The sequence below is a fragment of the Vibrio sp. 10N genome (assembly GCF_036245475.1).
Classification (GTDB): Bacteria; Pseudomonadota; Gammaproteobacteria; order Enterobacterales; family Vibrionaceae; genus Vibrio.
This window is the reverse complement of the sequence record NZ_BTPM01000001.1, coordinates 907,104-929,696: the sequence shown is the minus strand read 5'-3', so window position 1 is coordinate 929,696 and position 22,593 is coordinate 907,104. Positions and strand designations below refer to the sequence as shown.

Below are 22,593 nucleotides of genomic sequence, written 5' to 3'. Positions count from 1 at the left end.
GATTATCCTTTTACTGAACCCGCAGTGAGACCGCGAACAAAATACTTCCCTGCCAGTACGTAGACCACCAGCGTTGGCAACGCAGCGATGATCGCAGCGGCCATGTCAACGTTGTACTCTTTGACGCCAGTACTCGTGTTGACCAAGTTGTTGAGCGCGACCGTTATCGGCTGCGTCTCAGAGCCTGAATAGACGACCCCAAATAAGAAGTCATTCCAAATTGAGGTGAACTGCCAAATCACTGTCACCATGATGATAGGTGTTGAGAGTGGCAGCAGGATTTTAAAGAAGATAGTGAAGAAGCCTGCACCATCCAGTTTGGCTGCTTTGACGAGCTCATCCGGCACCGCAATGTAGAAGTTACGGAAGAACAGTGTCGTAAACGCCATACCATAGATAACGTGTACCGCGACCAAACCTGCGGTTGTGTTCGCTAGACCTAGTTTGCCAAGCAGCGCCGCCATTGGCAGCAAGATGACTTGAAACGGAATAAAGCACCCGAACAGTAGCAAGCTGAAAAACAGATCGGAGCCTCGAAACTTCCACTTAGTGATAACGTAACCGTTGAACGCACCCAGCAGAGTTGAAATTGCCACCGCCGGGATCACCATCTGGAATGAGTTCCAAAAGTAGCTCTTTACCCCTTCACATTTTACGCCAGTACACGCGCTGTCCCACGCCTTGCGCCACGCATCAAACACCCACTCGGTTGGCAGCGACATTAGGTTGCCCGCTTTTATATCAGGCAGCGTCTTAAATGACGTGATGACCATGACAAACAGTGGCATCAGATAAACCAAACAGAAAAAGGTCAACGCTGAGTAGATAAAGAGTCTTGAGAGATTCATCGACGTGTTCATGATTTCTTCTCCCTAAGCTCTGAGTACAAATACGGAACCAAAATGGCCAGTATCCCTGCCAGCATCATCATGGCACTGGCGGCACCAAGACCAATCTGTCCACGAGTAAATGAGTGCGCGTACATAAATAGCGCTGGCAAGTCGGATGAGTATCCAGGACCACCTGCGGTCATCGCCGTCACCAAATCAAAACTCTTGATGGCGATGTGAGAAGTAATGATGACTGCGCTAAAGAACACAGGACGCAGACAAGGCAAAATGATTTTCCAATAAATGGTTGGCAAATTTGCACCATCGATTTGCGCTGCTTTAATGATCGATGAATCAATGCCACGAAGCCCAGCTAAGAACATGGCCATAACAAAGCCAGATGATTGCCAAACTGCTGCAATCACGAGGGTGTAGACCGCCATATCGGAGTTTACGAGCCAATCAAACTGGAAGTTTTCAAATCCCCAATCATGCATGAGTTTTTCGATGCCGAGACCTGGGTTTAAGATCCATTTCCACGCTGTACCTGTGACAATGAAAGAGAGTGCCATCGGGTAGAGGTAGATAGTACGAATTGCGCCTTCTTGACGGATATTTTGGTCAAGCAATATGGCGAGTCCAACACCGAGCACAATCGCTATCAGCATGAACAGCACGCCAAAGATACCGAGATTGGTGATGGAAGTGATCCAACGGTCGTTGTCCATCAGCTTCTCATACTGAGCAAAGCCAACAAAGTTGAACGAAGGAAGAAAACGCGAGTTGGTTAATGAGATTGCCGCAGTCCAAAAGATGAACCCGTAAATACACACTAGGGTAACGAGCATGGTGGGTGCCATGACTATTTTTGGTAGCCAATGTTGAAGGCGATCTACCAAGCTCGGTTTTGGTGCGGACTGCTTATTTGAGTCTTGTGCATTCAAAGCCTGCTCCATAACTTTTCCTTAATGATAACTGCTTTCGGAATTGAGCAAGCGCTAAGGGTGCAAGGCACCGCTCTCTCCCTAATTCAAGGGAGAGAGTCAGCTTTAACGCTTAGTTTAGGAGGAAGTGACTAGATAGCCGCTTTAACTGCTTTCGCTAGCTTCTGTGCTGCTTCTTTTGGATCCGCTTTTGGATCGTTAAAGAAGTTTGTGACTACGTCGTAGATAGCACCTTGAGCGTAACTGGTTGTCGACATACCGTGTGCCATACTCGGGACAAGATCACCGGTTTTCGCCGTGGCTTTGAAGCTCGCCATTGAGTCCAGAGCACATTGGTCAAACGCGCTCATGTCCATATCGGTACGAACTGGGATTGAACCCTTGTTGAGGTTGAACACTTCTTGGAACTTCTTATCCAAGATAGTTGCTGCTAACGCTTTTTGCGCCGCTACGTTGCTTTCATCTTTGATTTCAAAGAACGCGAAACTATCGACGTTATGCGTGAACTGGCCATCTGTACCTGGCGCTGGAGCACAGATATAGTCTTTGCCCGGTACCTTACCCGCGGCAGTGAACTCACCTTTCGCCCAGTCACCCATGATTTGCATTGCCGCTTCACCATTGATAACCATCGAGGTTGCAACGTTCCAGTCACGGCCCGGAGAGTTCGCATCGATGTAGTCATGCACTTTTTGGAACTTGGTGAAGACTTCGACCATCTTGTCACCTGATAGCGTGTCCATATCTAGGTCGACAAACGCTTTACGGTAGTCATCTGAACCAAGTACGTCCAGCGCAACGGCTTCAAATACGGTTGCGTCTTGCCAAGGCTGACCACCGTGTGCGAGAGGGATGTAACCTGCTGCTTTGATTTTCTCTGCAGCAGCAAAGAAATCATCCAGCGTTTTCGGTACTTCTACGCCCGCTTTTGCTAAAACCTCTGGGTTTGCCCACAGCCAGTTAACACGGTGAACATTGACTGGTACTGCTACGTATTCGCCGTTGAACTTCATCACGTCTGTGACCATGCTAGGTACGCTGGCATCCCATCCACCAGACTGTGCAACATCATCAAGATTCGTCAGGAAGCCCAAGCCGCCCCACTCTTGAATGTCATGGCCTTTGATTTGCGCCGCCGAAGGAGGATTACCCGATACTGCTCGAGTTTTTAGTACTGTCATCGCACTTTCACCGCCACCACCAGCTACTGCAAAGTCCTTCCATGAGTGACCTTGTTCTTCCAGCATCGCTTTTAGTGCTTGGACGGATTTTGCCTCACCACCAGAAGTCCACCAGTGAAGTACTTCAACTTCACCAGCGCTCGACAGCGAAGGTAGGGTGGCAGCAGCGAGGGATAGGGTCAGTAGGGTTTTATTCATTTTCATTATTATCTTCCATGTATTGGATTAGACGAAAGGCATTCTTGCCTCTGTTCGCTACTCAGTGTAGATAAACCCCAACTTACATACTGCAACAAACTGTTACCACAATGTAACAACTGGGTTACATTGTGAATTCTATCACTAAGCCTCCAGATTCGGCGGAAGATAGATCTTGGCCTCCAATCCACCCTGCTGCGCATTGCGGATCACTAAGTCTCCCCCCAGTCCATGCAAGATACTGCGGCAGATCCCAAGACCTAGCCCGTGACCATCTTTGTCATTCGCAAGACGAGTATATGGTTCAAATACCGCTTCTAGCTGCGCATCTGGTATGCCATGACCTTTATCTAAAATTGTGATGACGATCCAGGCGGGACTCTCTTCTATCGACACAAATGCATGTTTACCGTACTTCACCGCGTTATCAATAAGGTTAGTGAGGACTCGTTTTATCGCCAGTGGCTTGAGCACGACAGGCTCCATCGGCTGTGCGGTAAAGCTAACCTGAGTGTGGACTTGGTTATACGTTTCGGAAACATTGCGAATCATCTCGTTAAGGTCAATGAAGTCATTGTTCTCATGCAAATCCGTATCCCGCACACATTGAAGCGCCCCTTTCACCATCATTTCCAAGTCATCAAGATCTTGATTAAATTTATTGCGCTTAGTGTCATCATCAAGCAGTTCTGCTCTCAACCGTAAACGGGTGATCGGCGTTTTGAGATCGTGAGAAATGGACGAAAACAAATGTTCTCTGTCCGCAACGTATTTGCGGATCCGAGTTTGCATGCGATTGAACGCCCGAGTCGCCGTAACAAGCTCGGTAGCTCCCTGCTCCTTGAGTGGCGACTGGTCGATATCCATGCTCATCTCGTTGGCCGCTTTCGCGAGACGCTTGAGCGGCTTCACTTGAGCTCGGACCAACAAGAATGTCAGCATCAGCATCAATGAAGTAAATATCACCAAAAACACCAACTGATCTTTGGAGAAAAACTGATCGTCCAACTGCATATACGGAGATGGCAATAAAGCAGCAATATAAATCCACTCACCCGGCTTGAGCTTTAACTGCACCACCAATATAGGAGGGTCAAGCGGGCCGAGAGTCAGCGTGTGATGGGCCCAAGATCTTGGTAAGTCACTTAAGAAAATGTCGTTTTTAAGCAGCCTAAGGTTCTCTGCTTTTGAGAAGTCCACTTTGACCGCTTCAATGGTAGGCAGCTTATCGACCAACACCCTCTGTACCGACATCATTGCCGCCTCTTTAAGCGGTGTATCAGGGATAGGGTCAACCAGTAGCTCTTCATGATTAAAAGAGACAAAAAAGCGCGTACCGCCCATATTGCGGATCTGATCTAACACAATATGACGGTATTTAATCGGCAACTTTTGAAAGAAAGTGACGGTAGAAGCAAACATGGTCGCCATGCTCGCTGAGGTATCACGGATACCAGAAAGCTCATCTTGCTTGGTTTTCTGATACCAAATAGTCGTGAGTACACCTTGAGAGAAAAATACCGCTAACAAAGTAAGCAGCAGTGTGCGTGCTACCAACGAATTGGGGCTTAGCCGCTTGAACCATCGCGCTCTAACCATGAGTTACTGACCATACTCCACAGGCACTGATAAAATATAGCCGTTACCACGCATGGTTTTAATATAGTGAGGATAGGCTTTGCTGGTTCCAAGACGATTACGAATGCGGCTCAGCTGCACATCAATTCCCCGCTCATAAGGCAGCGCCTCACGGCCGCGCGTGGCAAAGGAAATCGTGTCTCGGTCGAGAATTTCGTTCGGGCGCGATAAAAACAGCATCAACAGCGCAAAATCACTGCCAGAGAGATCATGACTTCGACCGTTAACTCTATTAGTCATTCGATGTGCGATTGTATCAAGATGCCAGTCACCAAAGTCGATGGTTCTAGGTGGCGTATCGTCATGTTTATCTTCGTGAATGTGCGCTCGGCGCAGCAAGGCTTTAATACGAGCCATTAGCTGCCTTGGGCTAAACGGTTTGGCAATGTAGTCATCGGCACCAATCTCAAGGCCAATGATCTGATCCGTCTCATCGGACACCGCGGTGAGCATAATAATCGGTACCTGAGATTCACGCCTCACTCGTTGACACAATGTGAATCCATCGTCGCCAGGTAGCATCACATCAAGCAAAATGAGATCAGGATAGCCTTTGGCTTTGATGAACAGCTCCATCTCTACACCATCTTCCGCCCCAGAGACTTGAAAACCTGCCTTTGTCAGATACTCTTCAAGTAATAGACGGATTTCCTCATCATCATCCACCACTAAAATGTGCGTCTTAGCCTGCATTACGTTCCCTTAACTCTGTACTGCGATCTCTACAGTGTAAGGGTTTTGGCGAAGAGTTATTATTGATTCGTTTATAAATTTTGCCACTTAGTTTTGCTCAAGTTCACAAAAATGACATGGAGGTGACCAATTTGCGCCTGTAGCTCACACTAAGAAGAGCAACTGATCACCATTGTTTTTCCCCAATCAGGCGGCCGTTTCGCCAGATACTCATAGTCTGGTTGCTCATCGTACGGAGTTTTTAGCACCTTCGCTAAGGTATTCACGAATGCAAAGTCGCCTTGCTCCGCTTTTTCAATAGCTTGCTGAGCCAGATAATTTCGTAAGATGTACTTAGGGTTCACCGTTCGCATCTGCTTGCCGCGCTCAGATGCTGATATGGTCTCTTTGTCGCATCGCCGTAAATACCGCTTAAGCCACGTCTCGGCTTTGTTTCTGTCCACAAACAAATTTAGGAGTGAACCATTACCCTGTATGTCTAAGCACGATAACGCACGGAAGAAACGAGGATAATCAATACCCTCCGATTCCAGCAAAACAAAACTATCCTCAAAGAATGTGCCATCCTGAGGCTGCTTGGTATACAAACCAAACTTCTCGCGCATTTGAGCACTGTACTGACTTTGCAGCCGCGGAGAAAAATGCTCAAGAGCGGCCTCCAGTTCGGCCCGTTCAATCAGTGGTGTCAGCGCCTGTGCCAATGCCGTCAGGTTCCAAAGAGCGATGGAAGGTTGACGATCGAACGCATAACGTCCCTCGTAATCAGAGTAATTACACACATAGCTCGGCTGATATTCATCCATAAAGCCAAACGGCCCATAATCCAATGTTTGCCCCAAAATAGACATGTTATCGGTATTCATCACTCCATGGGCAAACCCTATGGATTGCCAGTGAGCAATCAAGTCCGCTGTCAGCGCTATGATGCGCTCAAACATCGCAAGATAGGGCCGCTTTGCTTCCTGACATTGAGGGAAGTGCCACTCAATGACTTTATCTGCAAGGTGCCGAAGCAGGTCATGTTGCTCGGTATAAAAGAAATGTTCAAAGTGCCCAAAACGAATATGCGATTCAGCCAATCGCAGCAGCAAAGCGCCTTGCTCTACCTTTTCACGATACACCGGCGTGTCACTCACCATCATGCCCAGCGCTCGTGTCGTCGGCACGCCCAGCTCTGCCATCGCTTCACTGCACAAATACTCACGAATGGTTGAACGCAGTACAGCGCGACCATCCCCCATTCGAGAATAGGGTGTTTGCCCTGCGCCTTTAAGGTGCAAATCGAAGACAATACCAGTGTCCGCCACGAGCTCCCCCAGCAAGAGTCCGCGTCCATCACCCAAATCTGGGTTATAGGTACCAAACTGGTGTCCAGCGTACTTCATGGCTAGAGGTTTAAACTTATCGGTAGGGAGACTTCCCGAGAGCACACTGAGTAACTCTGAAGATTGTGGCGCGTCACTGCTAAAACCGAAACGCTCTGCGAGTGGTTGATTCCAGCTGACCCATCTCGGGTTATCGAGGGGGGTTGGCAAAACATGATGAAAAAAGCCTGAAGGCAATGTGGTATAGCGGTGGCTAACCTTGATTTCATCTAACAACGACATATCGAGCTCATTTTTTAATCACAACAGAGTTGATATGAGTATAGCGATTAGAGGGGTTTAAAAAAGAAACGAAAAGTGTGGGTATTATGGAGAGTTTGCGCCTAGAGGAACGCCCATTTGCGATGATTGCCAAGTACGGTGTGCACTGAATCGAGGCGTTTGGGCTGTCCCCTAAGAAGTACTGTTATTAGAGCATCGCTAGAATTGCGAGCACGGTACCTAGAGAGAAAAGGCAAGTGCGGCTAATAACGCCAAGGTTGGTCGGTTGAATCATTTCTTGATGCATAGGCAATATCTCCTTTTTATTACACTATGATTACAAGATAGGCTCAAACGGGTATTTTTACAACATATGTCGCACAATTATTTGAAACTGAGTCAGGTTTTTTCACCAAAAAACCGTCAATACTACGATCACTGATCCCAAAAAAGCCGCAAAACAAATCGGCAGTACTAGGTGCTTGTCGCGGGAAAGCGTGATGAAGCCAGCAGGCTGTTTCACAACAAAAGTGACCATAAGTAGATTGTAGACCGCTATCAGTACGCCAATCATGAAAACATCAAAGTACAGCAAACTCGTCACCAAATAGACATAAAAGCCGATCAATAGGTAGTCAACGACAATGAGCCACGCTAAACACTTGCGCATGTTGGTACTGGGAATCACTAAATTAGTCATAGCGCTTCATGACCTCAAAAGGCGTAGTCGGCTGATTGCTTGTCGCTTCACGGATCGCCTGTTGCTTAGAGCTATCAAGCAGTGAGTCAAGCTCTTGCCCACCCAATGGGGGATTCGTGTCATCGAAGCTGAACGCCGCAAATTCTTTATACACCTCGTTAAGTTGGCGCAAGGTTTCTGCCGTTAAGATATACAATTCGATTCGACGATTAATACCAGATTTCGGGTTGTCGAGATCAATGGGGGCGGTATCGCTCATACCAGATACTTGGAAGATATGACGCTCTCTCAGGCCTCCTTTATCAAGATAGTAACGAGCACTGTTAGCTCGATTGCTCGACAACTCCCAATTGGTAGTGCGCCCGCCTTTGAATCGGCTTGCATCGGTGTGACCTGTAATAATCATTTTATTTTCGATATTGGCCAGTAATCGCGCCAAACTCAGTAACAAGTCTTGATAAAACGGCGTCACTTTGGCACCACCACGATAAAACATCGGGCCTTTGTCAGAATCGGCGATAACCAGCTTTAGGCCTTGAGGGGTAATAACGACAGCAACACTGCCAAGGGCATCAATACCACTAAGCTGCTGTTTAACTCGCTCGGCCAGTACCTCAAGCTCCTGCTGACTGTTGAACTCCCCAGACAATACGGACGTGTCATTAATTCGATGTAGCTCAGCATCGTAGTGCGAAGTGGCAACTGAAGGCAAAGGCAGCGGATTTACAGAATTACCGCCCGTCTCCGTAGTACCATGGTGTTGAATTGGGTCATTACCGTAAGCGAAATAATTGAGCAGTTTTTTCTGATCATCAACGTCGACCACCTGCAAAATCCACAGTACCAAGAACAAGCACATCAGGGAGATCATCAAGTCTGCCATCGCGACCTTCCAGCCACCATGCTGCAAAGGATCGCGTTTTTTGCGGCCTTTTCTGGCAAAGACAATGGGCTGCTCCATAGCGGCTCCCCCTGTGTTTGGGCTAAATTTTCAAGCGAGTCAAAACAATCAAGAAGGCTGCGAACGCAAGACTTCTACCGCTTTTTCCAGCTCGACAAACGACGGCTTGTATCGAGTTTCAATATTCTTCCTTCCCGCGTTAGCACACATATGTGCCGACTGACCTTGAGAGTAAGCTGACAATATTGATTTCACACAATGCAAAGGCGCCACCTGACTCTCTGAAACATCTTTGATGCTGCTCGACATTGGCCCAAGCACACAGTAGCAACCGAACACGCCAGTAAAGGTACCCACCAGCGCCGCAGCAATGTTTTTTCCTATTTCAGTGATTTCACCGTCTAACCCTTGCATGGTTAGAATAATGCCCATCACCGCTGCCAATATCCCCAAACCTGGCATCGCCTCGGCGGTCGCATGCAACTTCTCAGACGGTTTGGTGTACTCATCATCAAGGTGTTCAATTTCCTCTTCTAGAAACGCTTCCAACAAGTGGTGCGACTGCTTACCCGTGATGACTTGTCGAAACGAATCAATAATAAAGTTGGTGGTCAACCTATCATTGGTCACCCGACGGTACTTGTTAAAGATCTTACTCGAATCTGGATTCTCCACGTGGATGTCTAGCGCCTTAATATTTTGCACGCGAGCAGTATTAATTAGCTCAAACATCAAAGAGAGCAGCTCTTGGTAGTAGTCTTTATTGTAAGGTGTCGCTCGAAAAGCTAACCCTAGTTGCTGCGTCATTAGCTTGAGGGTGCCCGATGTTGTCGACATCAGTAAGCTGGCGAAGGCAGCACCAAAAATAATAATGATTTCAGACCACTTAAAGATGAATTCAAACTTGCCACCTAGGAAAATAAAGCCACCAAAAATGACACTGAGCACCACGACAACCCCTATCAGCTTTTGCATGCGTCACTCTCCCTCATTCTGCTTTTCAGAATGTCCAATCCTCGATGCTTTAAACGGTGCACCTTGGTTTCATTGACATCGAGCACCATGGCCACCTCTTTGGTGTTGAGACTTTTGACATACACCAGATACAAAATGCGTTTTTCCATCTCTGGTAGTGTCTCGAGCACCTCTCTGACTTCCTCAAACAGCAGTTGCCGATCGGTTTCCGGCACCGCTGTGACTACGTTTTCCAGTTCAATATCATCAAACACATCCACCAGGCTCATCGCCTTTTGAAAATCACTGTCTTCGATGCCGAGAAAGTGACAAACCTCAACGGTGGTCGGTTCTCGGTTGAGCTGCTGGACTAACTTCTGCTGAGCAAACTTAATGCGGTTGACGAGCTGACGCTTATCACGCTCCATATAATCACGCCGCCTGAGCTCATCCACCAACTCGCCTCGTATCCGCACCGCCACCGCACGCCGAAAATCATCATTAGCGACATGGTCGAACTTACGCAGCTCAATAACCAAAGTCATCATGGCAGTCTGGCGTAAGTCTTCAAACGTCCCTTCGTCAACGGCATAACGGTATTGGTACAACAACCCATTGATGAGCTTTAAGTTTTTCTGCAGCACCAACTTCTCAAGCTCTTGAATACTCGATTCTTCCTCGGTTTGGGTGTGTTGGTACTTGGGCTGCAATAACATCATGCCACCTACTGAAACACAGCCTTGGTCACGAGCACATCTCCCACTTGCAAAGAGGCGACTTCTGATAGATCGTCTTTGAGATCGTCTTGTATTACGTAGATAAACTCTTTATTAAAAAAATACTCCCGGTCTTTAACACTAAATTTCTTAATGATTCGATTCTTGATTCGACTGCGCTGCTCGTTGAGGTAGCTCTCATTGTCACTTGGCGTAAACAATGAAACATCGAGCAGCAGCAAGCTTTGTCGGTTGCCAAGGTTGATGGGTACCAGCACGTTATCCACTTGCACTTCAACCTGCTCAATAATGACTTCCGATGGCTCCTCTGAGCTAAACCAGCCGCTAATCATCTGCATTGAGATTATGTTGCTTTGGTAAAGCACGAAGCCTGCTAGGCATAAAGTCAGGGTGAGTAGAAACGTCACAGCAATTTTAATCATCACTACACCCTCGCAATATATGCTGTGTACTCAGGTACGCTAAGTAGCTCTGTCTCATCAATATCCTCAGGCTCTTGTGAGAAAAAAGATGCGTGATATTGCTCGGGATTGGCTGAGCGGCGTTGCTGCGATAATGCAACCTCGACTTCCGAGAGAGCACTATTTTGAGCGATTAACTCATGACGTAGTCGCTCTGACGTTGCCAATAAGGCCTCTCGTGTGGTCGCTGCCGAAGCGTTCATATGCACCGTCAGCTTATCCCCTTCTATTCGAAGTACCATCTCCATACGCCCAAGCTCTGGTGGGTCAAAACGTATTCGTGCCACCTGGGTATTCATATCAACCTGCAGCTGCACCTTATCCTTCACTACTTGATAGATTTGCCTTTGTGCTTCAATGGGTAGACTTTTTTCAACCGACAAGCTCAAAGAGGAGGGTCTCCCCACCCCGCTATCTAACGTGGGAGAGATAGTCTCCGTTGTTACAGGTAGAGTAACGTTATTAGTAGGTTGCAGCTGATTAACAACAGCCCTCCAGCCAGCTTCATTAACCTTGAGGCTACTCGGTGTTTGGCTTTGCATGGAGCTGGCGTACTGTGACAATAAATTTAAATCGGAACGATGTGTATTGGCGCTGTTCGCAGACACGGCTTCCGCCACTAATCTATGGATGAGTTGAACTTCTCCCGATACTGACAGCACTGGGGGCTCACTCGCCTGCATATCTTGCAAGTGACTCTCCAGTACCGAAGCAACATCGGCAGCGATCTTACTTTGTATCGGTTCATCACCCTCAACTAGAGTTCTTGTTTGCACACCTCTTTTCACTTGTTCGGACAGCATGTTCATCAAAGGGGTGGTAGTTTCGGAAAGCGTTGAATCGGTTGATACTATCTCCTCAATGTCGTGATAATCGTGGTACTTGCTACTCTCGCTAACGGACGGACTCGTCGGCAAAGAGGAAAACAACGGATTCGACTCGGGACTCAATTCCGCTTCCACACCTTCATGTGATTCGCAGCCGGTTTCTGACGTCAAAGATAAATCATAAGATTCCAATTGGTTGTCATTGGGTATCAAAGCGCTGGCTTTTACGACTTCAGGAAGAGGCTCTTTTGTATTCTCAGTAACGTCAAAGGAATAGGATAGCTGCTCTAGTGTGTTATAGAGTGTTTGAAATGACTGCGCTAACGGCGTCATTTGGGTTCCGCCGATTTCTCGGGCTGAATGCCAGCGATTGCTCTGCGCCAGTGATGAGTCATGTTGACCAGAAACCGACGTTTCTATGGCTCCAAGCAAGGCAAAAAGGGTACCTTGGGCGTGCGAATGAGTTTGTAATTGCATCATGACTCCCTAGCCCTGACTTGTGTCTGGGCGTACGCTTTATCACGCGTTTTTAAGCTGGCATTGTGCTCAATTTGTTGCTTGAGTACGCTTTGCTCGAGATCCACCAACTCAATGCACCGTCGGTGTACGTGCTTCACTTTTAGCACAGTCGCTCGATAATTCTCGTCGTGTTGATCTATATTCGGTAGAACTTGCAGGAGCACTTGATTCCACTTAGCAATCGACTCAAAGTCTTTTTGCTCCAGTGCTCGCTGTAACTTGTTTGCTAGCCCTCGCAGTTGACTAGCTTTGAGCGTCATCGAGCCACTCCATGGCACCTTCCCACCCCTCTTTAAGATCAGAGACCACCTTAATAAACTGCTCTATCAACTCCGGTTGCATCTCTTTTGAGGCTTCAAATACCGTCGCAATGCCATGCTCATAAAGAGCATGAATGTTCTGAATTAGAGGTTCAGCACTTGAGAGATCTAGGGAGGCATCCAGGCCAACCAAAATATCGATACACTTTTGTGATGACTTAGCTTTAAGCTCAAGATCCTTCGTTTCAATCGCGTATTTCACACTCTCTAACTCTTGAATTAATCGCTCATGAAGCATGCATATCAGCTCAAAACTGGATGACACCGACGCGTTCGCGTTCACTTGAACATTGCTGTAGTTTTCTTGCTGTCGTTTGCCTAATAACATGAAGTGACTCCTTACACGGTAAATAATCCAGAGACAGACTGTAGCTGGCTGCTCAAAGCGTTAAGCTGGGTAAATTGGGATAGATATCGGTTGTAATAGGTTTCGTATCTGGCATCGAGAGCCGAGAGCGCATCATTGATTCGGCTCTTTTCGGAGTTCAATGTATCGATGCGGCGGCTTAAAGAGCCATTTGAAAAGTCCAAGTAGGTCTCGAGCGTGGTATCAAACGCTTGGAATACACCCGCATCGCCAGTAAACAGCGTTTCCATATCTTGGGTTTTGGCCGCCTCTTCGAACTTGTCCCTATCGAGGCTCAGTTTTCCATTTCTATCTAGCTCTAAGCCCACTTCGTAAAGCCGAACACCGCTATAATCCTCTCTGATCACTGAGGCCAATTGATTCTTGATATTGCGAACGGTGGAATCAGAAGCAAGCACCCCTCTCGCATCACTTTCCCCCCCAGATTGAGTCAATTTAGTAATTTCACTCACTGCACTGTTATAAGCATCAACAAACGATTGAAGCGAATCTAGCGTCGCCGAGACGTCGTCACTGATCTGAACGCTCGTTGCGGTATCACCAGATGCATTCGCTTTCTTTAAGGTGACATCAACACCTGAGACCAAGTCTTCAAACGTGTTGCTATTGTTCGTGAATAAAGCGCCCGTTTCTCCACCAATGGAAATTTGCGCATCTTGCCCTGACTGCACCACAGACGCAGCCGCGACATCAGTCGCCCCCCAATCACTCGTCGCATCACTCGATAAACTAAAGTTATTTTCCTCACCATCAGAGACCGCACTAAACAGTACCTTCATCGCGCCTTGGGATTTGACGATCACAGCTTGCATCGAGTCTTCAAATTGGCTGTTGAAGTAAGTCACAAATTCGGTATAGGTCACATCACCACTGGCATCACTGTCTGCATCCATAATATTGATTGATTGAGCGTCGCCGGACTGGGTATTGGTCACGGTAAAAGAGCCATCTGACGCCATCACATCAGAAGGATCGGTTGAGCTTACATCCACCATCATTTGATGGTTTTGAGCTAGCTGGTGAACGAAAATATCGAGGTCGAGACCTGAAACTCCAGAGTCAGCAGTAACAGAAAGATAATCTTCGTTGGTTGTTATAGCACTTTGCATGAGTGTCGCACCCGCTTTGGTGAACTCATAAACCTGATCATCTAGTTTTTGCAAAGCTGACTTAATTTGATTGATTGCCGATGTCTGAGAACTTATTGTCGACAGTTTTTGACTGTAGCGCAGTTCAAAAGGCTGCACATCCAGACTGGCAAAATTACTCGCAAGCTGTACGGCATCGACATTCATAATTTGTTCCTCAACTCATTAAAGGAGGGACAGCTCAACCCTCCCGTTTCACGGTTTGATTAGCCCAATAGACTCATCGCCAATTGAGGCACCATTTTTGAGGCACTCAACATAGAGGCACCCGATTGCATGAGCATCTGCTGTTTACTCATCATTCCAGATTCCGATGCAAAATCGGTATCCATGATTCGGCCTTTTGAAGAATCTAAGTTCTCGGTCATATTGCTCAAGTTGGTGATAGTGTGCTCAAGGCGGTTAATATTTGCACCAAACTCCGCACGAGCAGTACCTAGTAGCTCAATAAGGCCACCCGCACCCGATAGCGCTGTGATATTGCCCGCAGCAGATAGACCACCACCGCCAGCCGCGAGCGCGTGGCCGGTTACAGCTGCAACTTCCGCCGATGCGTCGACAGTCAATGTCTCAGCGGCTGAAGAGCCAATCTGAAAATCTACAGAAGCTGAAAAACCCGCCGTACTCAACAAGTTAGTGCCACCAAAATTGGTGTTCGCGGCTATGTTAGATAACTCATCACTTAGCGCGTTAAACTCCACATCTATTGCAGCCTGGTCTGCAGCAGAGTTGGTTCCGTTTGCATACTGAACGGCCAAGTCATTCATGCGATAGGCGATATTGGTCATCTCATCAAACGCACCCTCAGCCGTTTGCATCATGGAAATCGCATCTTGAGAATTGCGCATCGCCACATTCATCCCACGTGACTGTGCCTCAAGTCGGTTCGCAATTTGTAGGCCTGCTGCATCATCAGCTGCAGAGTTAATACGGAAGCCCGTAGACAGTCTTTCCATTGATTTCGTTAACGCGCTGTTAGTCGACTGCAAAGTATTCTGCGTGACGAGACTTGCGTAGTTAGTGTGTACTGATATAGCCATCTGATGTTCCCCATCTGTGTTTGCTGTTCAATTACTGCTAACGACATTGGAGAAAATTCATTTCATGTTTTTTTTAAAAAATTTCGCCAATCACGAACATTGCAAGTTTCAAAAACGAGAATTGCGTGAAAAATATCCTAGGATATTACTCAACAATAACCACTAAAATGAGCTCTATGCGCAACGTACTCAAGGCGGTCATACCAAAACTCACGATACCTGTCGTGCTTCTGATGATCCTGGCAATGGTGATCCTACCGCTCCCCCCAATTTTGCTGGATGGGTTCTTTACTTTTAACATCATGCTGGCCATCGTTGTCTTGCTTGTCAGCAGTACCGTCAGCCGAGTACTCGACTTCTCGATTTTTCCGTCATTACTATTGATTGCAACATTGCTTCGTCTGACACTCAATGTCGCCTCAACTCGTATCGTCCTGCTAGAAGGTCATCATGGTGGTGACGCCGCGGGTAAAGTGATCCAGTCGTTTGGTGAAGTGGTGATTGGCGGCAGTTATGTGGTCGGTATGGTGGTCTTTGTGATCCTGATGATCATTAACTTCGTGGTTATCACCAAAGGGGGAGAACGTATCTCGGAAGTCTCAGCCAGATTCACCCTTGACGCCCTTCCCGGCAAACAGATGGCGATTGACGCCGACCTTAATGCAGGTGCTATCGATCAACAAGAAGCGAAAACCCGGCGCCTTGAAGTTGGTGAGGAAGCTGAGTTTTATGGGGCGATGGATGGTGCCAGTAAATTTGTTCGTGGCGATGCCATTGCCGGCTTACTGATTCTGTTTATTAATCTCATCGGTGGTGTACTGATTGGCGTTTTTGAACACAGTCTCTCCGCAGAAGAAGCCTTTCAAACCTATGCACTGTTAACAATAGGCGATGGTTTAGTGGCACAAATTCCTTCTCTACTGCTCGCCACATCTGCCGCTATCATCGTTACTCGCATCAGTGATAACGACAATGATATGGGCCAAACTGTGAAGCAGCAACTCCTTGCCTCACCAAGTAACCTCTACATGGCCGCGGGCGTAATGTTTGTGATTGGCAGCGTTCCCAATATGCCACACATAGCCTTTTATACATTTACCGTATTATTAGCTTTTGTTGGGTGGCAGCAATCAAAATATCGCGTTGTTGCTCCAACTGTCGAAGCAGATGTTGACGCTTTACCCCACTCTGGGCAAGAGAATGTGATTGATTGGAACATTATCCCAAACGTAGATGTCATCGCTCTCTCTTTAGGCTTCAAGCTGGTGTCTCTGACGAGCACCAAGAAAGGTGGCAACCTAATTAAGAGTATTCGTGGCAGCCGTAAAACCTTAAGTGAGCAAATTGGCTTTGTGATACCAGAAGTGGTGATCACTGACGATCTCTCTCTCAAGGCCTCTGAATATGCTATCAGTATTGACGGTGATGAAATCGAACGGGGAGAAGTCTACGTAGACAAAGCTATGGCTGTTGGAAATCGTATCAACCATCCAGACTTGGACGGCATTGTTGGCGTTGACCCTGCTTACCAATTACCCGCATTATGGATTAACAAAGAAGACAAAACCAAAGCCATCAACCTCGGATTCCAAGTCATTGAAGTACACGACGTGATCGCCACGCACGTGAGTAAAGTGTGCAGTGAACACCTAGACAACATTTTTAACTATGATGATGTGAAAGCACTCAATCGACGGCTGGCGATACAGCACCCGGAGCTCGCAGAGAACCTTGCCAGTGTCATCTCTCCCAACCTGCAAATGCAGGTTATTAGGCAGTTGCTAGCTCAACAAGTGCCTATCATTAATGTTCGAACCATTGCTAATACGATTATAGAAAGTATTGACTCGGTAAAAGATCCCATATTGCTATCATCCAATATTCGTGTCGCACTCAAACGCACTATCATGAACTTAATTACATCAAATCAAAAATCGATTAACGCTTTTATTATCGCTCCCGTTCTTGAAAACGAAATCAAAAGTGCAATCTCCCTGACTCAACAAAACGATCCGACCATTCCGCTCGATTCAATCCCACTGGATCCGACCATACTGAAAAAGTTCCAAAATAGAATGCCAACCATAGTCCAAACCCTGCAAAGTCAAAACCTACCACCAGTGTTAGTCGTACCACCGACGACAAGACCTATGCTCGCCAAGTTAGCTAAAGCCTTTGCCAAGCAGTTAATCGTATTAAGTTATAATGAGATTCCCAACGACTATGGGTTAAACGTGCTGGGTGAGATTGAGTAAAGTGCACAGCTAGTTGGTAGTGTTAAAATACTCGCACCAGGTTTTTCTCGACCACCTGGCCGCGAAGCTGTCGACCAGATTTGGCGTTCTTTATCGCAATGACATCACCAACCTGACCATCCTCCAGTGCCACTCCTTGCGTTTCCAAGCTAAACGTTTTTGAGTGGTAAATTACACTCACTGGGAGCCCTTTTTCTACATCGTAATCAAGATAAAATCGCTGGGCGCTTAGAATGTCGCCCTTCTTGACTGAACGCTTTAGTTTACTGCCAAGAACCTCATCTACCTGATAGAACAGTCTCGCATCTTTGGTCAACGTAACTTCAGAAAGTGAGGTGTCTGTGGATTGAACTCGATGTCCTTTCTTGAGCGTTTTCGATGCGGTTGCCGCTAAAACGCTGAGTTGAGAAGTGGCCATCGCCGATGCCTTCCAACCTAATTGAGGGCAACTGACAAACCATTTTTGAGACCCCAAAGCAACTTCACGCTTGGTCTCAATAATAGGCTCTATCGGGCAAGGCTGGACATGGTTAAGTGCCTTGGAAAAGCGCAGCTTAATGTTAAGTGTTGCGGATTCCGGATAGCGCCTTTTAATCGCTCTCTCGATCCTCGACTTCAAACGGTTCGAAATTCCGAGTAGTGTACTTTGACTATGCACTTCGGAGGTTGTCTCTAATGCTTGAGCCGGAAGGGTCAAAACACATGTCAGCATGCCAAAGGCAACCCCCCATCGAAGACTTGGTAAAAATACAGAGTATATTTTCTTACACATTGATCTTCAGCTGCTGTGCCCCCATCGCTTCTTCCATGGCTTGGTGTTGCATCACCATGAGACTGCCCTGACGCGCAAGCTTGTGCTTGCACATATGCACGCTACGTTCAATTTGACCATCTAAGTCCGCGACGCGGCGTTGCAGGTCTCCTTTAAGTCTCTGCTGTACTGCCTTGGCGTATTGACGATCTGTACACCCTAGATGTTTCGCTAGAGAAAAGCGTTTGGTATCCGCTTCAGCCATTTGGTATGAGAGTGACAGTATGCTGTCGTTGAGTGCTTCAAGCGTGTGGTATTCACCTTTCAATATCGCTAGCCTTACTTCATCAAGTTGCTCTGATAGTTGATGCGACAGACGTAAGATAGCCTGACCGTAATGCAGGTAGCCGACGATAACTTTCTTATTTTCCATGATCTAACCTCGCGATTACTTTGGCTAACTCATCCATATCAAACACCAACTCCCCAGAGGCGATTTGCGCCTTGATTTGTTCCACCTTGGCCGCATCGATATCGTCCATACCCTCAAACAGCGTCTTACTACTTTCCAGTAACGACACCTCATGCTGAGACAGATTGACTTGCTTGACCCTTGTCTTATGGTCTGGTTCTGTCTTTTTCTGTTGCACCGCATCAACCTGAGTGTTTGGTACGATGTACTTAATGTTATCGACCTTAATGTTGCTCATAACCCATACTCACCTCTGTTGGTCTCTACTAGGCTATAACGGCAACAAATCACTCTCATTTCAGTTTTTTCTCAATAGCTTGATAACATTATCCCGACTTGGTCCTTGAAAACTGTTGTGAATTGAACGAAGTGATTGGTGAGGACTCGACTCGACCTGCTGTTTAAAGCTGTCTATATCTCTAAGCTCCGGATGTGAGCAGAACGCGATCAATTGATTCGCCCTTTCCTTTTTAAACTTGAGAACCTTAGACAGGGCCAGATACATTTTATTTACCCGCTCAAGGACGCGCTCGATTTGAGCTAGAGCACCGGACTCATTGACCGCTAATTGAGTAATGTTCTCGACCACAGGCTGTAGCGTATTCACAGCAACGGCAATTGGAGTTCCCTCTGCATAACGCCCACCTTGGCCCGACACAAAGATTTGACCGTCCCATTGTCGCCAATCCTTGTCACTCATACCTATCACCAGCTCTTGGTTTTCATTCAATCTCAGCTGCAACTTGGCAAAAGCAAACATCATTTTGAACTGCTCAAGCAACACTTCACGATCCTCAGTACGCTCAAACGCTAAAGCAACCAGTCGATGATTAATGTAGAGCGAGACCACTTCATCCCGATAGCGTTCACGCCCCATGTCAAGACCCGGCACCGTAAACTCGATAGTGGGAGCATCAACCTGTACCGGTGCAAACGTAGAGTCCAGAACATGACGGCCAAAAAGCTGTTTGCTATTCCAGAACATGAGCGTCTTTTTGATCACATCAATTTGGTTTGCTTGTGACGGCGTATATTGTGGCAATTCAGCCAGTCGCTTGAGTTTTAGTAGCTCACTAGCGGTAGTGCGAAGTACCTCTCCAGCCAGGAGCAACTGGCTGAAGCCTTTATGAGACTCCGATACTTCAGCGATCAGTCTCGGGCGCTCGTGTAAGTTGAGGTGCACCATTTGCTGGCCGAGTACGACGGAACGATTGGGTCGATTCTCCAGTTTTTCTGGCTTACGAATGCGCCCCGTGGTTGCAGAGCTCACCTCAGACTTGCGTAATCCTATACTGGTTAACTTCATTGCCTCTCCTTAGCGTTGACCTTCAATGTGCTTATCGAGTCCGTTATGTCAGTCGCGGCTCGTTCGCGAAGTTAAGTTTGATTTCTCCTTCAGCTTGCAGCTCTTTGACAATATCTATGATCGCTTTACGAGCTTGCTCCACTTGACTCACGGGCACGGCACCAATACGCACCAGGTTCTCTTTCAGCTCTGTAGATACTCGCTGCGGCATTGAATTAATAATGTAAAGTCGGCACTCTTTATTGGTTCCCTTCAAGGCGTAAGCCCACTGCTCTAGACTGACTTTCTCATTAATCACATTGATGGTTTCCAGATCTTGATTAAACAAGGTGAAGAAATCGAACATGGCTTCTTCCACCATCTCAGCAGTCTGTTTGTCTTTGTCATGAAGATATTCAAACAGCTCATTTTTATTGCCTGAATAGCGATTGATAAGGTTCGCGACCACTTTTGAGCCTTGAAGACTCGACGAGCCGCCACTGTGGTAATTGATCTTGCACCGGTCGATCAAATCTTTCAGCGTTTCCATCAGCCCAGAGGTCAGCACCTGAGTCTTAGATATCTGCAAAATCAATTCATGGCACTCTTTTTCATCGTACTCATCCATAACCCGACCGCTGTATTCAAGGGGTAAATGGGCAATCAAAAGCGCTTGCAAGTTAACGTGCTCTTTGCGCAAATCGTTGACGAGCAAATCAGGCGGTATCCACGCCAATTTTTCCGCATGAGAGCGAATTTCATCACCATAAATCTCCGAGACCAAGTCACGCGCGAGATTACCATTGAGAGTTTTCTCCAAGACATTGGTGATGTAGTTTCGTGTTCCGCCCAAAATGCCGGAGTGCTTGCGAAAATCATCGAAGAACCCATTCAAAGAGACCATGGCATCTGCCGCTTTAATGTCTTGCATCTTACTCATGGCATGGGTGATCTGCTTAATCTCTTCATGGGTGAATCCCTTGAGCACCTCAGCGCCAATATCTTCGCCCATGCTGAGTACGAGCATCGCGACCCCATCTACCGACTGGTAGGTTTGCTTATCATCCATATTGGCTCACCCCTCTTGTTTCATAAGAAGTAATCCTTAAGCTTGAATCCATGTTCGTAAGATCTCCGCAACCCGATTGGGGTCCTCTTTAGCAATCAGTTTCAAATGTTGTATCTGCACTTCCAAAGGACTGTCGGCAGACGGCAAGTTATCATCCAGAGCCTTAATCCCCGTCGCATCAATACCCAGCGCCTCCAACTTAGACTGCATTGCCGCCTCTGCCTCACGCTCCTCTTTGGTAATGAGGTTGTCATAATCCATGCTTTCAGCATCTTGCTCTTCACGCTCTGCAGACTTCGTCAGGTATTGCGCCAGAGGTTTAAGTACAACCATGATCATCAGTCCGCTGAGCATCACGCCCAGCAAATACTTAAGCGGTTGCATGATGTTCATATTCTCAAACCAAGGCACTTGAACTTGTTCCGGAATGGCGGCAACCACAAAAGGGAAGTGAGTGATGTGAATGTTGTCACCACGCTGCTCATCAAAGCCGATGGCTGATCGCACCACATTCTCAATATTGACGAGTTCTTCCGGTGTCCAAGTTTGGTTTGGGTTGGCCATGTCATTGACGACCACAGAGACGGAGAGTTTGTTGAGTACCCCTTGCTGATGTTGCACATGGCGTACTTTGCCACTGACCGCATAGTCTCGGGAAGTTTCACTTCGATTGACTATCGAGTTGGGGTCAGGTTGTTCCTCAGCATCAGTAACGGGCGGTGTATTACTCAGCGCACCTGGAATACCCAGCGCCATGGAGGATTCGTTGACGTCATTGAGTAAGGTCTCTTTACGCACAACCGGATCGGCGTATATTTCTTCGGTTTCTTCTATTTTGGAGAAGTCGATATCGCTGGCGATCTGCACTCGGAAGTTACTGACTCCGAGAATGGGTGTCAGCATATCGGTTGCCTGTGCGACCAAGGTTTGCTCTACGTTGCGCTTGTAGTCCGTCTGTTTGCCGGACGTTACGGTGATGTCTCCTACCGTTGCATCGTTGGACAATAAACGACCGTGCTGGTCTACCACGCGAACGTGTTCTGATTTAAGACCAATCACCGCACCAGACACTAGATTAATGACCGACTCCACTTGCGAGGGTTTTAAGTCCATCCCATTAATAATATGCACGATAACCGAGGCTCTAGGCTGCTCCGCTTCTTCGCGCATGAACAAGCTTTCTTTAGGGATCGCCAAATGCACTCTCGCCAAGCTCACCGCACTCATAGTAGTAATACTTCGCGCCAATTCCCCTTCTAGGGCATGCCGATAGCGCGCATTTTCCATAAACTGACTCTCTCCTAAACCTTTGCTGCTGTCTAAAGAATCAAAGCCACTCGGTAACTGCTCTTTCAAACCTTTAGATGCTAAAACCATGCGGATCTTGGCGACATCCCGCTCCGGTACCAGGATTTGCCCATCATCTTGACTCAGTTGATAGCGTATTGCTTCTTCATCCAACATTTGCAAAATCTGGCTGGAATCATAGTTTGACGATTTGCTGTACAGCGGTCTAAAGCGCTCAGCCGAGGTCCACAACATGATAACGATGATGGCGGCAGTGATAGTGGCAAAAATGGTAATAATGATGACGTTGCGCTGCGAGCTTTGCCAAAAGCTCGACAACCAGCCCGATGCTTTACCAAGCTTTTCTTTAGCGGTGCCGAGATTATTATCAAGCGCCAGCTTATTATCAGCCTCTGTAGCCATAGAGCGT

Annotated in this window: 23 protein-coding genes; 1 reads left to right on the top strand and 22 read right to left on the bottom strand. The window is 47.2% G+C overall.

Going from position 1 to position 22,593, the window contains the following annotated elements:
* Positions 1-2 precede the first annotated feature (2 nt).
* From AAA946_RS04555 to lafA, 16 genes are all read right to left on the bottom strand, one after another.
* Positions 3-860, bottom strand: a complete 858-nt coding sequence (locus tag AAA946_RS04555) for a carbohydrate ABC transporter permease (RefSeq protein WP_338163795.1) — start codon at positions 858-860, stop codon at positions 3-5.
* Complete coding sequence (locus tag AAA946_RS04550; protein ID WP_338163794.1) at positions 857-1,786, bottom strand: carbohydrate ABC transporter permease; 930 nt, start codon at positions 1,784-1,786, stop codon at positions 857-859. Before AAA946_RS04550 ends, AAA946_RS04555 begins: the two co-directional genes overlap by 4 nt.
* A 119-nt stretch (positions 1,787-1,905) precedes the next feature.
* The gene (locus AAA946_RS04545) at positions 1,906-3,159 is read right to left on the bottom strand and encodes an ABC transporter substrate-binding protein (RefSeq protein ID WP_338163793.1); all 1,254 of its coding nucleotides are present in this window, start codon (positions 3,157-3,159) and stop codon (positions 1,906-1,908) included.
* 138 nt (positions 3,160-3,297) lie between these two features.
* Positions 3,298-4,752 carry an ATP-binding protein gene (locus AAA946_RS04540; protein WP_338163792.1) on the bottom strand — a complete coding sequence of 485 codons (1,455 nt, stop codon included), beginning with the start codon at positions 4,750-4,752 and terminating at the stop codon, positions 3,298-3,300.
* A gap of 3 nt (positions 4,753-4,755) precedes the next feature.
* A complete protein-coding gene (locus tag AAA946_RS04535; RefSeq protein ID WP_338163791.1) occupies positions 4,756-5,484 on the bottom strand; it encodes a response regulator transcription factor in 729 nt (242 codons plus the stop codon).
* A gap of 149 nt (positions 5,485-5,633) precedes the next feature.
* Positions 5,634-7,091: a protein adenylyltransferase SelO gene (locus AAA946_RS04530; protein WP_338163790.1), complete on the bottom strand. Its 1,458-nt coding sequence runs from the start codon at positions 7,089-7,091 to the stop codon at positions 5,634-5,636.
* A 388-nt stretch (positions 7,092-7,479) separates the two neighbouring features.
* On the bottom strand, positions 7,480-7,770 hold the full coding sequence (locus tag AAA946_RS04525) for a hypothetical protein (RefSeq protein ID WP_338163789.1): 291 nt from the start codon (positions 7,768-7,770) through the stop codon (positions 7,480-7,482).
* Positions 7,763-8,731 carry an OmpA family protein gene (locus AAA946_RS04520; RefSeq protein WP_338163788.1) on the bottom strand — a complete coding sequence of 323 codons (969 nt, stop codon included), beginning with the start codon at positions 8,729-8,731 and terminating at the stop codon, positions 7,763-7,765. The genes AAA946_RS04525 and AAA946_RS04520 overlap by 8 nt, the downstream gene beginning before the upstream one ends.
* Positions 8,732-8,779: 48 nt before the next feature.
* Complete coding sequence (gene motA / locus AAA946_RS04515) at positions 8,780-9,646, bottom strand: flagellar motor stator protein MotA (RefSeq protein WP_338163787.1); 867 nt, start codon at positions 9,644-9,646, stop codon at positions 8,780-8,782.
* Positions 9,634-10,344 (bottom strand): sigma-70 family RNA polymerase sigma factor, encoded by a 711-nt coding sequence (locus AAA946_RS04510; RefSeq protein WP_338163786.1) that lies wholly within the window; start codon positions 10,342-10,344, stop codon positions 9,634-9,636. The genes motA and AAA946_RS04510 overlap by 13 nt, the downstream gene beginning before the upstream one ends.
* Before the next feature lie 5 nt (positions 10,345-10,349).
* Positions 10,350-10,784, bottom strand: a complete 435-nt coding sequence (locus AAA946_RS04505; protein ID WP_338163785.1) for a flagellar biosynthesis sigma factor — start codon at positions 10,782-10,784, stop codon at positions 10,350-10,352.
* Positions 10,785-10,786: 2 nt separating this feature from the next.
* Positions 10,787-12,127: a flagellar hook-length control protein FliK gene (locus AAA946_RS04500; protein ID WP_338163784.1), complete on the bottom strand. Its 1,341-nt coding sequence runs from the start codon at positions 12,125-12,127 to the stop codon at positions 10,787-10,789.
* Positions 12,127-12,429, bottom strand: coding sequence for a hypothetical protein (locus AAA946_RS04495; protein WP_338163783.1), 303 nt, complete (start codon positions 12,427-12,429; stop codon positions 12,127-12,129). The genes AAA946_RS04500 and AAA946_RS04495 overlap by 1 nt, the downstream gene beginning before the upstream one ends.
* Positions 12,413-12,817 (bottom strand): flagellar export chaperone FliS, encoded by a 405-nt coding sequence (locus AAA946_RS04490; RefSeq protein WP_338163782.1) that lies wholly within the window; start codon positions 12,815-12,817, stop codon positions 12,413-12,415. The genes AAA946_RS04495 and AAA946_RS04490 overlap by 17 nt, the downstream gene beginning before the upstream one ends.
* A gap of 11 nt (positions 12,818-12,828) precedes the next feature.
* The gene (gene fliD / locus AAA946_RS04485) at positions 12,829-14,151 is read right to left on the bottom strand and encodes a flagellar filament capping protein FliD (RefSeq protein ID WP_338163781.1); all 1,323 of its coding nucleotides are present in this window, start codon (positions 14,149-14,151) and stop codon (positions 12,829-12,831) included.
* A 59-nt stretch (positions 14,152-14,210) separates the two neighbouring features.
* Positions 14,211-15,044: a lateral flagellin LafA gene (gene lafA / locus AAA946_RS04480; RefSeq protein WP_338163780.1), complete on the bottom strand. Its 834-nt coding sequence runs from the start codon at positions 15,042-15,044 to the stop codon at positions 14,211-14,213.
* A 167-nt stretch (positions 15,045-15,211) separates the two neighbouring features.
* On the opposite strand from lafA, the gene AAA946_RS04475 reads away from it, so the two are divergent.
* Entirely contained in the window at positions 15,212-17,299 is a 2,088-nt protein-coding gene (locus tag AAA946_RS04475; protein WP_338165766.1) for a flagellar biosynthesis protein FlhA, read from the top strand.
* Positions 17,300-17,321: 22 nt separating this feature from the next.
* Here the strand turns inward: AAA946_RS04475 and flgA are convergent, their stop codons facing one another.
* Genes flgA through fliF form a run of 6 tightly spaced genes read right to left on the bottom strand, consistent with a single transcriptional unit; the run spans position 17,322 to position 22,586 of the window.
* Complete coding sequence (flgA, locus tag AAA946_RS04470; protein ID WP_338163779.1) at positions 17,322-18,011, bottom strand: flagellar basal body P-ring formation chaperone FlgA; 690 nt, start codon at positions 18,009-18,011, stop codon at positions 17,322-17,324.
* Positions 18,012-18,063: 52 nt separating this feature from the next.
* Positions 18,064-18,483 (bottom strand): hypothetical protein, encoded by a 420-nt coding sequence (locus AAA946_RS04465; RefSeq protein WP_338163778.1) that lies wholly within the window; start codon positions 18,481-18,483, stop codon positions 18,064-18,066.
* On the bottom strand, positions 18,473-18,760 hold the full coding sequence (gene flgM, locus AAA946_RS04460; protein ID WP_338163777.1) for a flagellar biosynthesis anti-sigma factor FlgM: 288 nt from the start codon (positions 18,758-18,760) through the stop codon (positions 18,473-18,475). Before flgM ends, AAA946_RS04465 begins: the two co-directional genes overlap by 11 nt.
* Positions 18,761-18,820: 60 nt before the next feature.
* Complete coding sequence (locus AAA946_RS04455) at positions 18,821-19,828, bottom strand: hypothetical protein (protein ID WP_338163776.1); 1,008 nt, start codon at positions 19,826-19,828, stop codon at positions 18,821-18,823.
* A gap of 43 nt (positions 19,829-19,871) precedes the next feature.
* Positions 19,872-20,876 (bottom strand): FliG C-terminal domain-containing protein, encoded by a 1,005-nt coding sequence (locus AAA946_RS04450; RefSeq protein WP_338163775.1) that lies wholly within the window; start codon positions 20,874-20,876, stop codon positions 19,872-19,874.
* 36 nt (positions 20,877-20,912) lie between these two features.
* Positions 20,913-22,586 (bottom strand): flagellar basal-body MS-ring/collar protein FliF, encoded by a 1,674-nt coding sequence (gene fliF / locus AAA946_RS04445; RefSeq protein WP_338163774.1) that lies wholly within the window; start codon positions 22,584-22,586, stop codon positions 20,913-20,915.
* Between the last annotated feature and the right edge of the window lie 7 nt (positions 22,587-22,593).

Excerpts from the sequence above, each read along its gene's own strand:
- AAA946_RS04555 (WP_338163795.1), bottom strand. The coding sequence starts at position 860 with ATGAACACGTCGATGAATCTCTCAAGACTCTTTATCTACTCAGCGTTG.
- AAA946_RS04550 (WP_338163794.1), bottom strand. The coding sequence starts at position 1,786 with ATGGAGCAGGCTTTGAATGCACAAGACTCAAATAAGCAGTCCGCACCA.
- AAA946_RS04545 (WP_338163793.1), bottom strand. The coding sequence starts at position 3,159 with ATGAAAATGAATAAAACCCTACTGACCCTATCCCTCGCTGCTGCCACC.
- AAA946_RS04540 (WP_338163792.1), bottom strand. The coding sequence starts at position 4,752 with ATGGTTAGAGCGCGATGGTTCAAGCGGCTAAGCCCCAATTCGTTGGTA.
- AAA946_RS04535 (WP_338163791.1), bottom strand. The coding sequence starts at position 5,484 with ATGCAGGCTAAGACGCACATTTTAGTGGTGGATGATGATGAGGAAATC.
- AAA946_RS04530 (WP_338163790.1), bottom strand. The coding sequence starts at position 7,091 with ATGTCGTTGTTAGATGAAATCAAGGTTAGCCACCGCTATACCACATTG.
- AAA946_RS04525 (WP_338163789.1), bottom strand. The coding sequence starts at position 7,770 with ATGACTAATTTAGTGATTCCCAGTACCAACATGCGCAAGTGTTTAGCG.
- AAA946_RS04520 (WP_338163788.1), bottom strand. The coding sequence starts at position 8,731 with ATGGAGCAGCCCATTGTCTTTGCCAGAAAAGGCCGCAAAAAACGCGAT.
- motA (WP_338163787.1), bottom strand. The coding sequence starts at position 9,646 with ATGCAAAAGCTGATAGGGGTTGTCGTGGTGCTCAGTGTCATTTTTGGT.
- AAA946_RS04510 (WP_338163786.1), bottom strand. The coding sequence starts at position 10,344 with ATGATGTTATTGCAGCCCAAGTACCAACACACCCAAACCGAGGAAGAA.
- AAA946_RS04505 (WP_338163785.1), bottom strand. The coding sequence starts at position 10,784 with ATGATTAAAATTGCTGTGACGTTTCTACTCACCCTGACTTTATGCCTA.
- AAA946_RS04500 (WP_338163784.1), bottom strand. The coding sequence starts at position 12,127 with ATGCAATTACAAACTCATTCGCACGCCCAAGGTACCCTTTTTGCCTTG.
- AAA946_RS04495 (WP_338163783.1), bottom strand. The coding sequence starts at position 12,429 with ATGACGCTCAAAGCTAGTCAACTGCGAGGGCTAGCAAACAAGTTACAG.
- AAA946_RS04490 (WP_338163782.1), bottom strand. The coding sequence starts at position 12,817 with ATGTTATTAGGCAAACGACAGCAAGAAAACTACAGCAATGTTCAAGTG.
- fliD (WP_338163781.1), bottom strand. The coding sequence starts at position 14,151 with ATGAATGTCGATGCCGTACAGCTTGCGAGTAATTTTGCCAGTCTGGAT.
- lafA (WP_338163780.1), bottom strand. The coding sequence starts at position 15,044 with ATGGCTATATCAGTACACACTAACTACGCAAGTCTCGTCACGCAGAAT.
- AAA946_RS04475 (WP_338165766.1), top strand. The coding sequence starts at position 15,212 with ATGAGCTCTATGCGCAACGTACTCAAGGCGGTCATACCAAAACTCACG.
- flgA (WP_338163779.1), bottom strand. The coding sequence starts at position 18,011 with ATGCTGACATGTGTTTTGACCCTTCCGGCTCAAGCATTAGAGACAACC.
- AAA946_RS04465 (WP_338163778.1), bottom strand. The coding sequence starts at position 18,483 with ATGGAAAATAAGAAAGTTATCGTCGGCTACCTGCATTACGGTCAGGCT.
- flgM (WP_338163777.1), bottom strand. The coding sequence starts at position 18,760 with ATGAGCAACATTAAGGTCGATAACATTAAGTACATCGTACCAAACACT.
- AAA946_RS04455 (WP_338163776.1), bottom strand. The coding sequence starts at position 19,828 with ATGAAGTTAACCAGTATAGGATTACGCAAGTCTGAGGTGAGCTCTGCA.
- AAA946_RS04450 (WP_338163775.1), bottom strand. The coding sequence starts at position 20,876 with ATGGATGATAAGCAAACCTACCAGTCGGTAGATGGGGTCGCGATGCTC.
- fliF (WP_338163774.1), bottom strand. The coding sequence starts at position 22,586 with ATGGCTACAGAGGCTGATAATAAGCTGGCGCTTGATAATAATCTCGGC.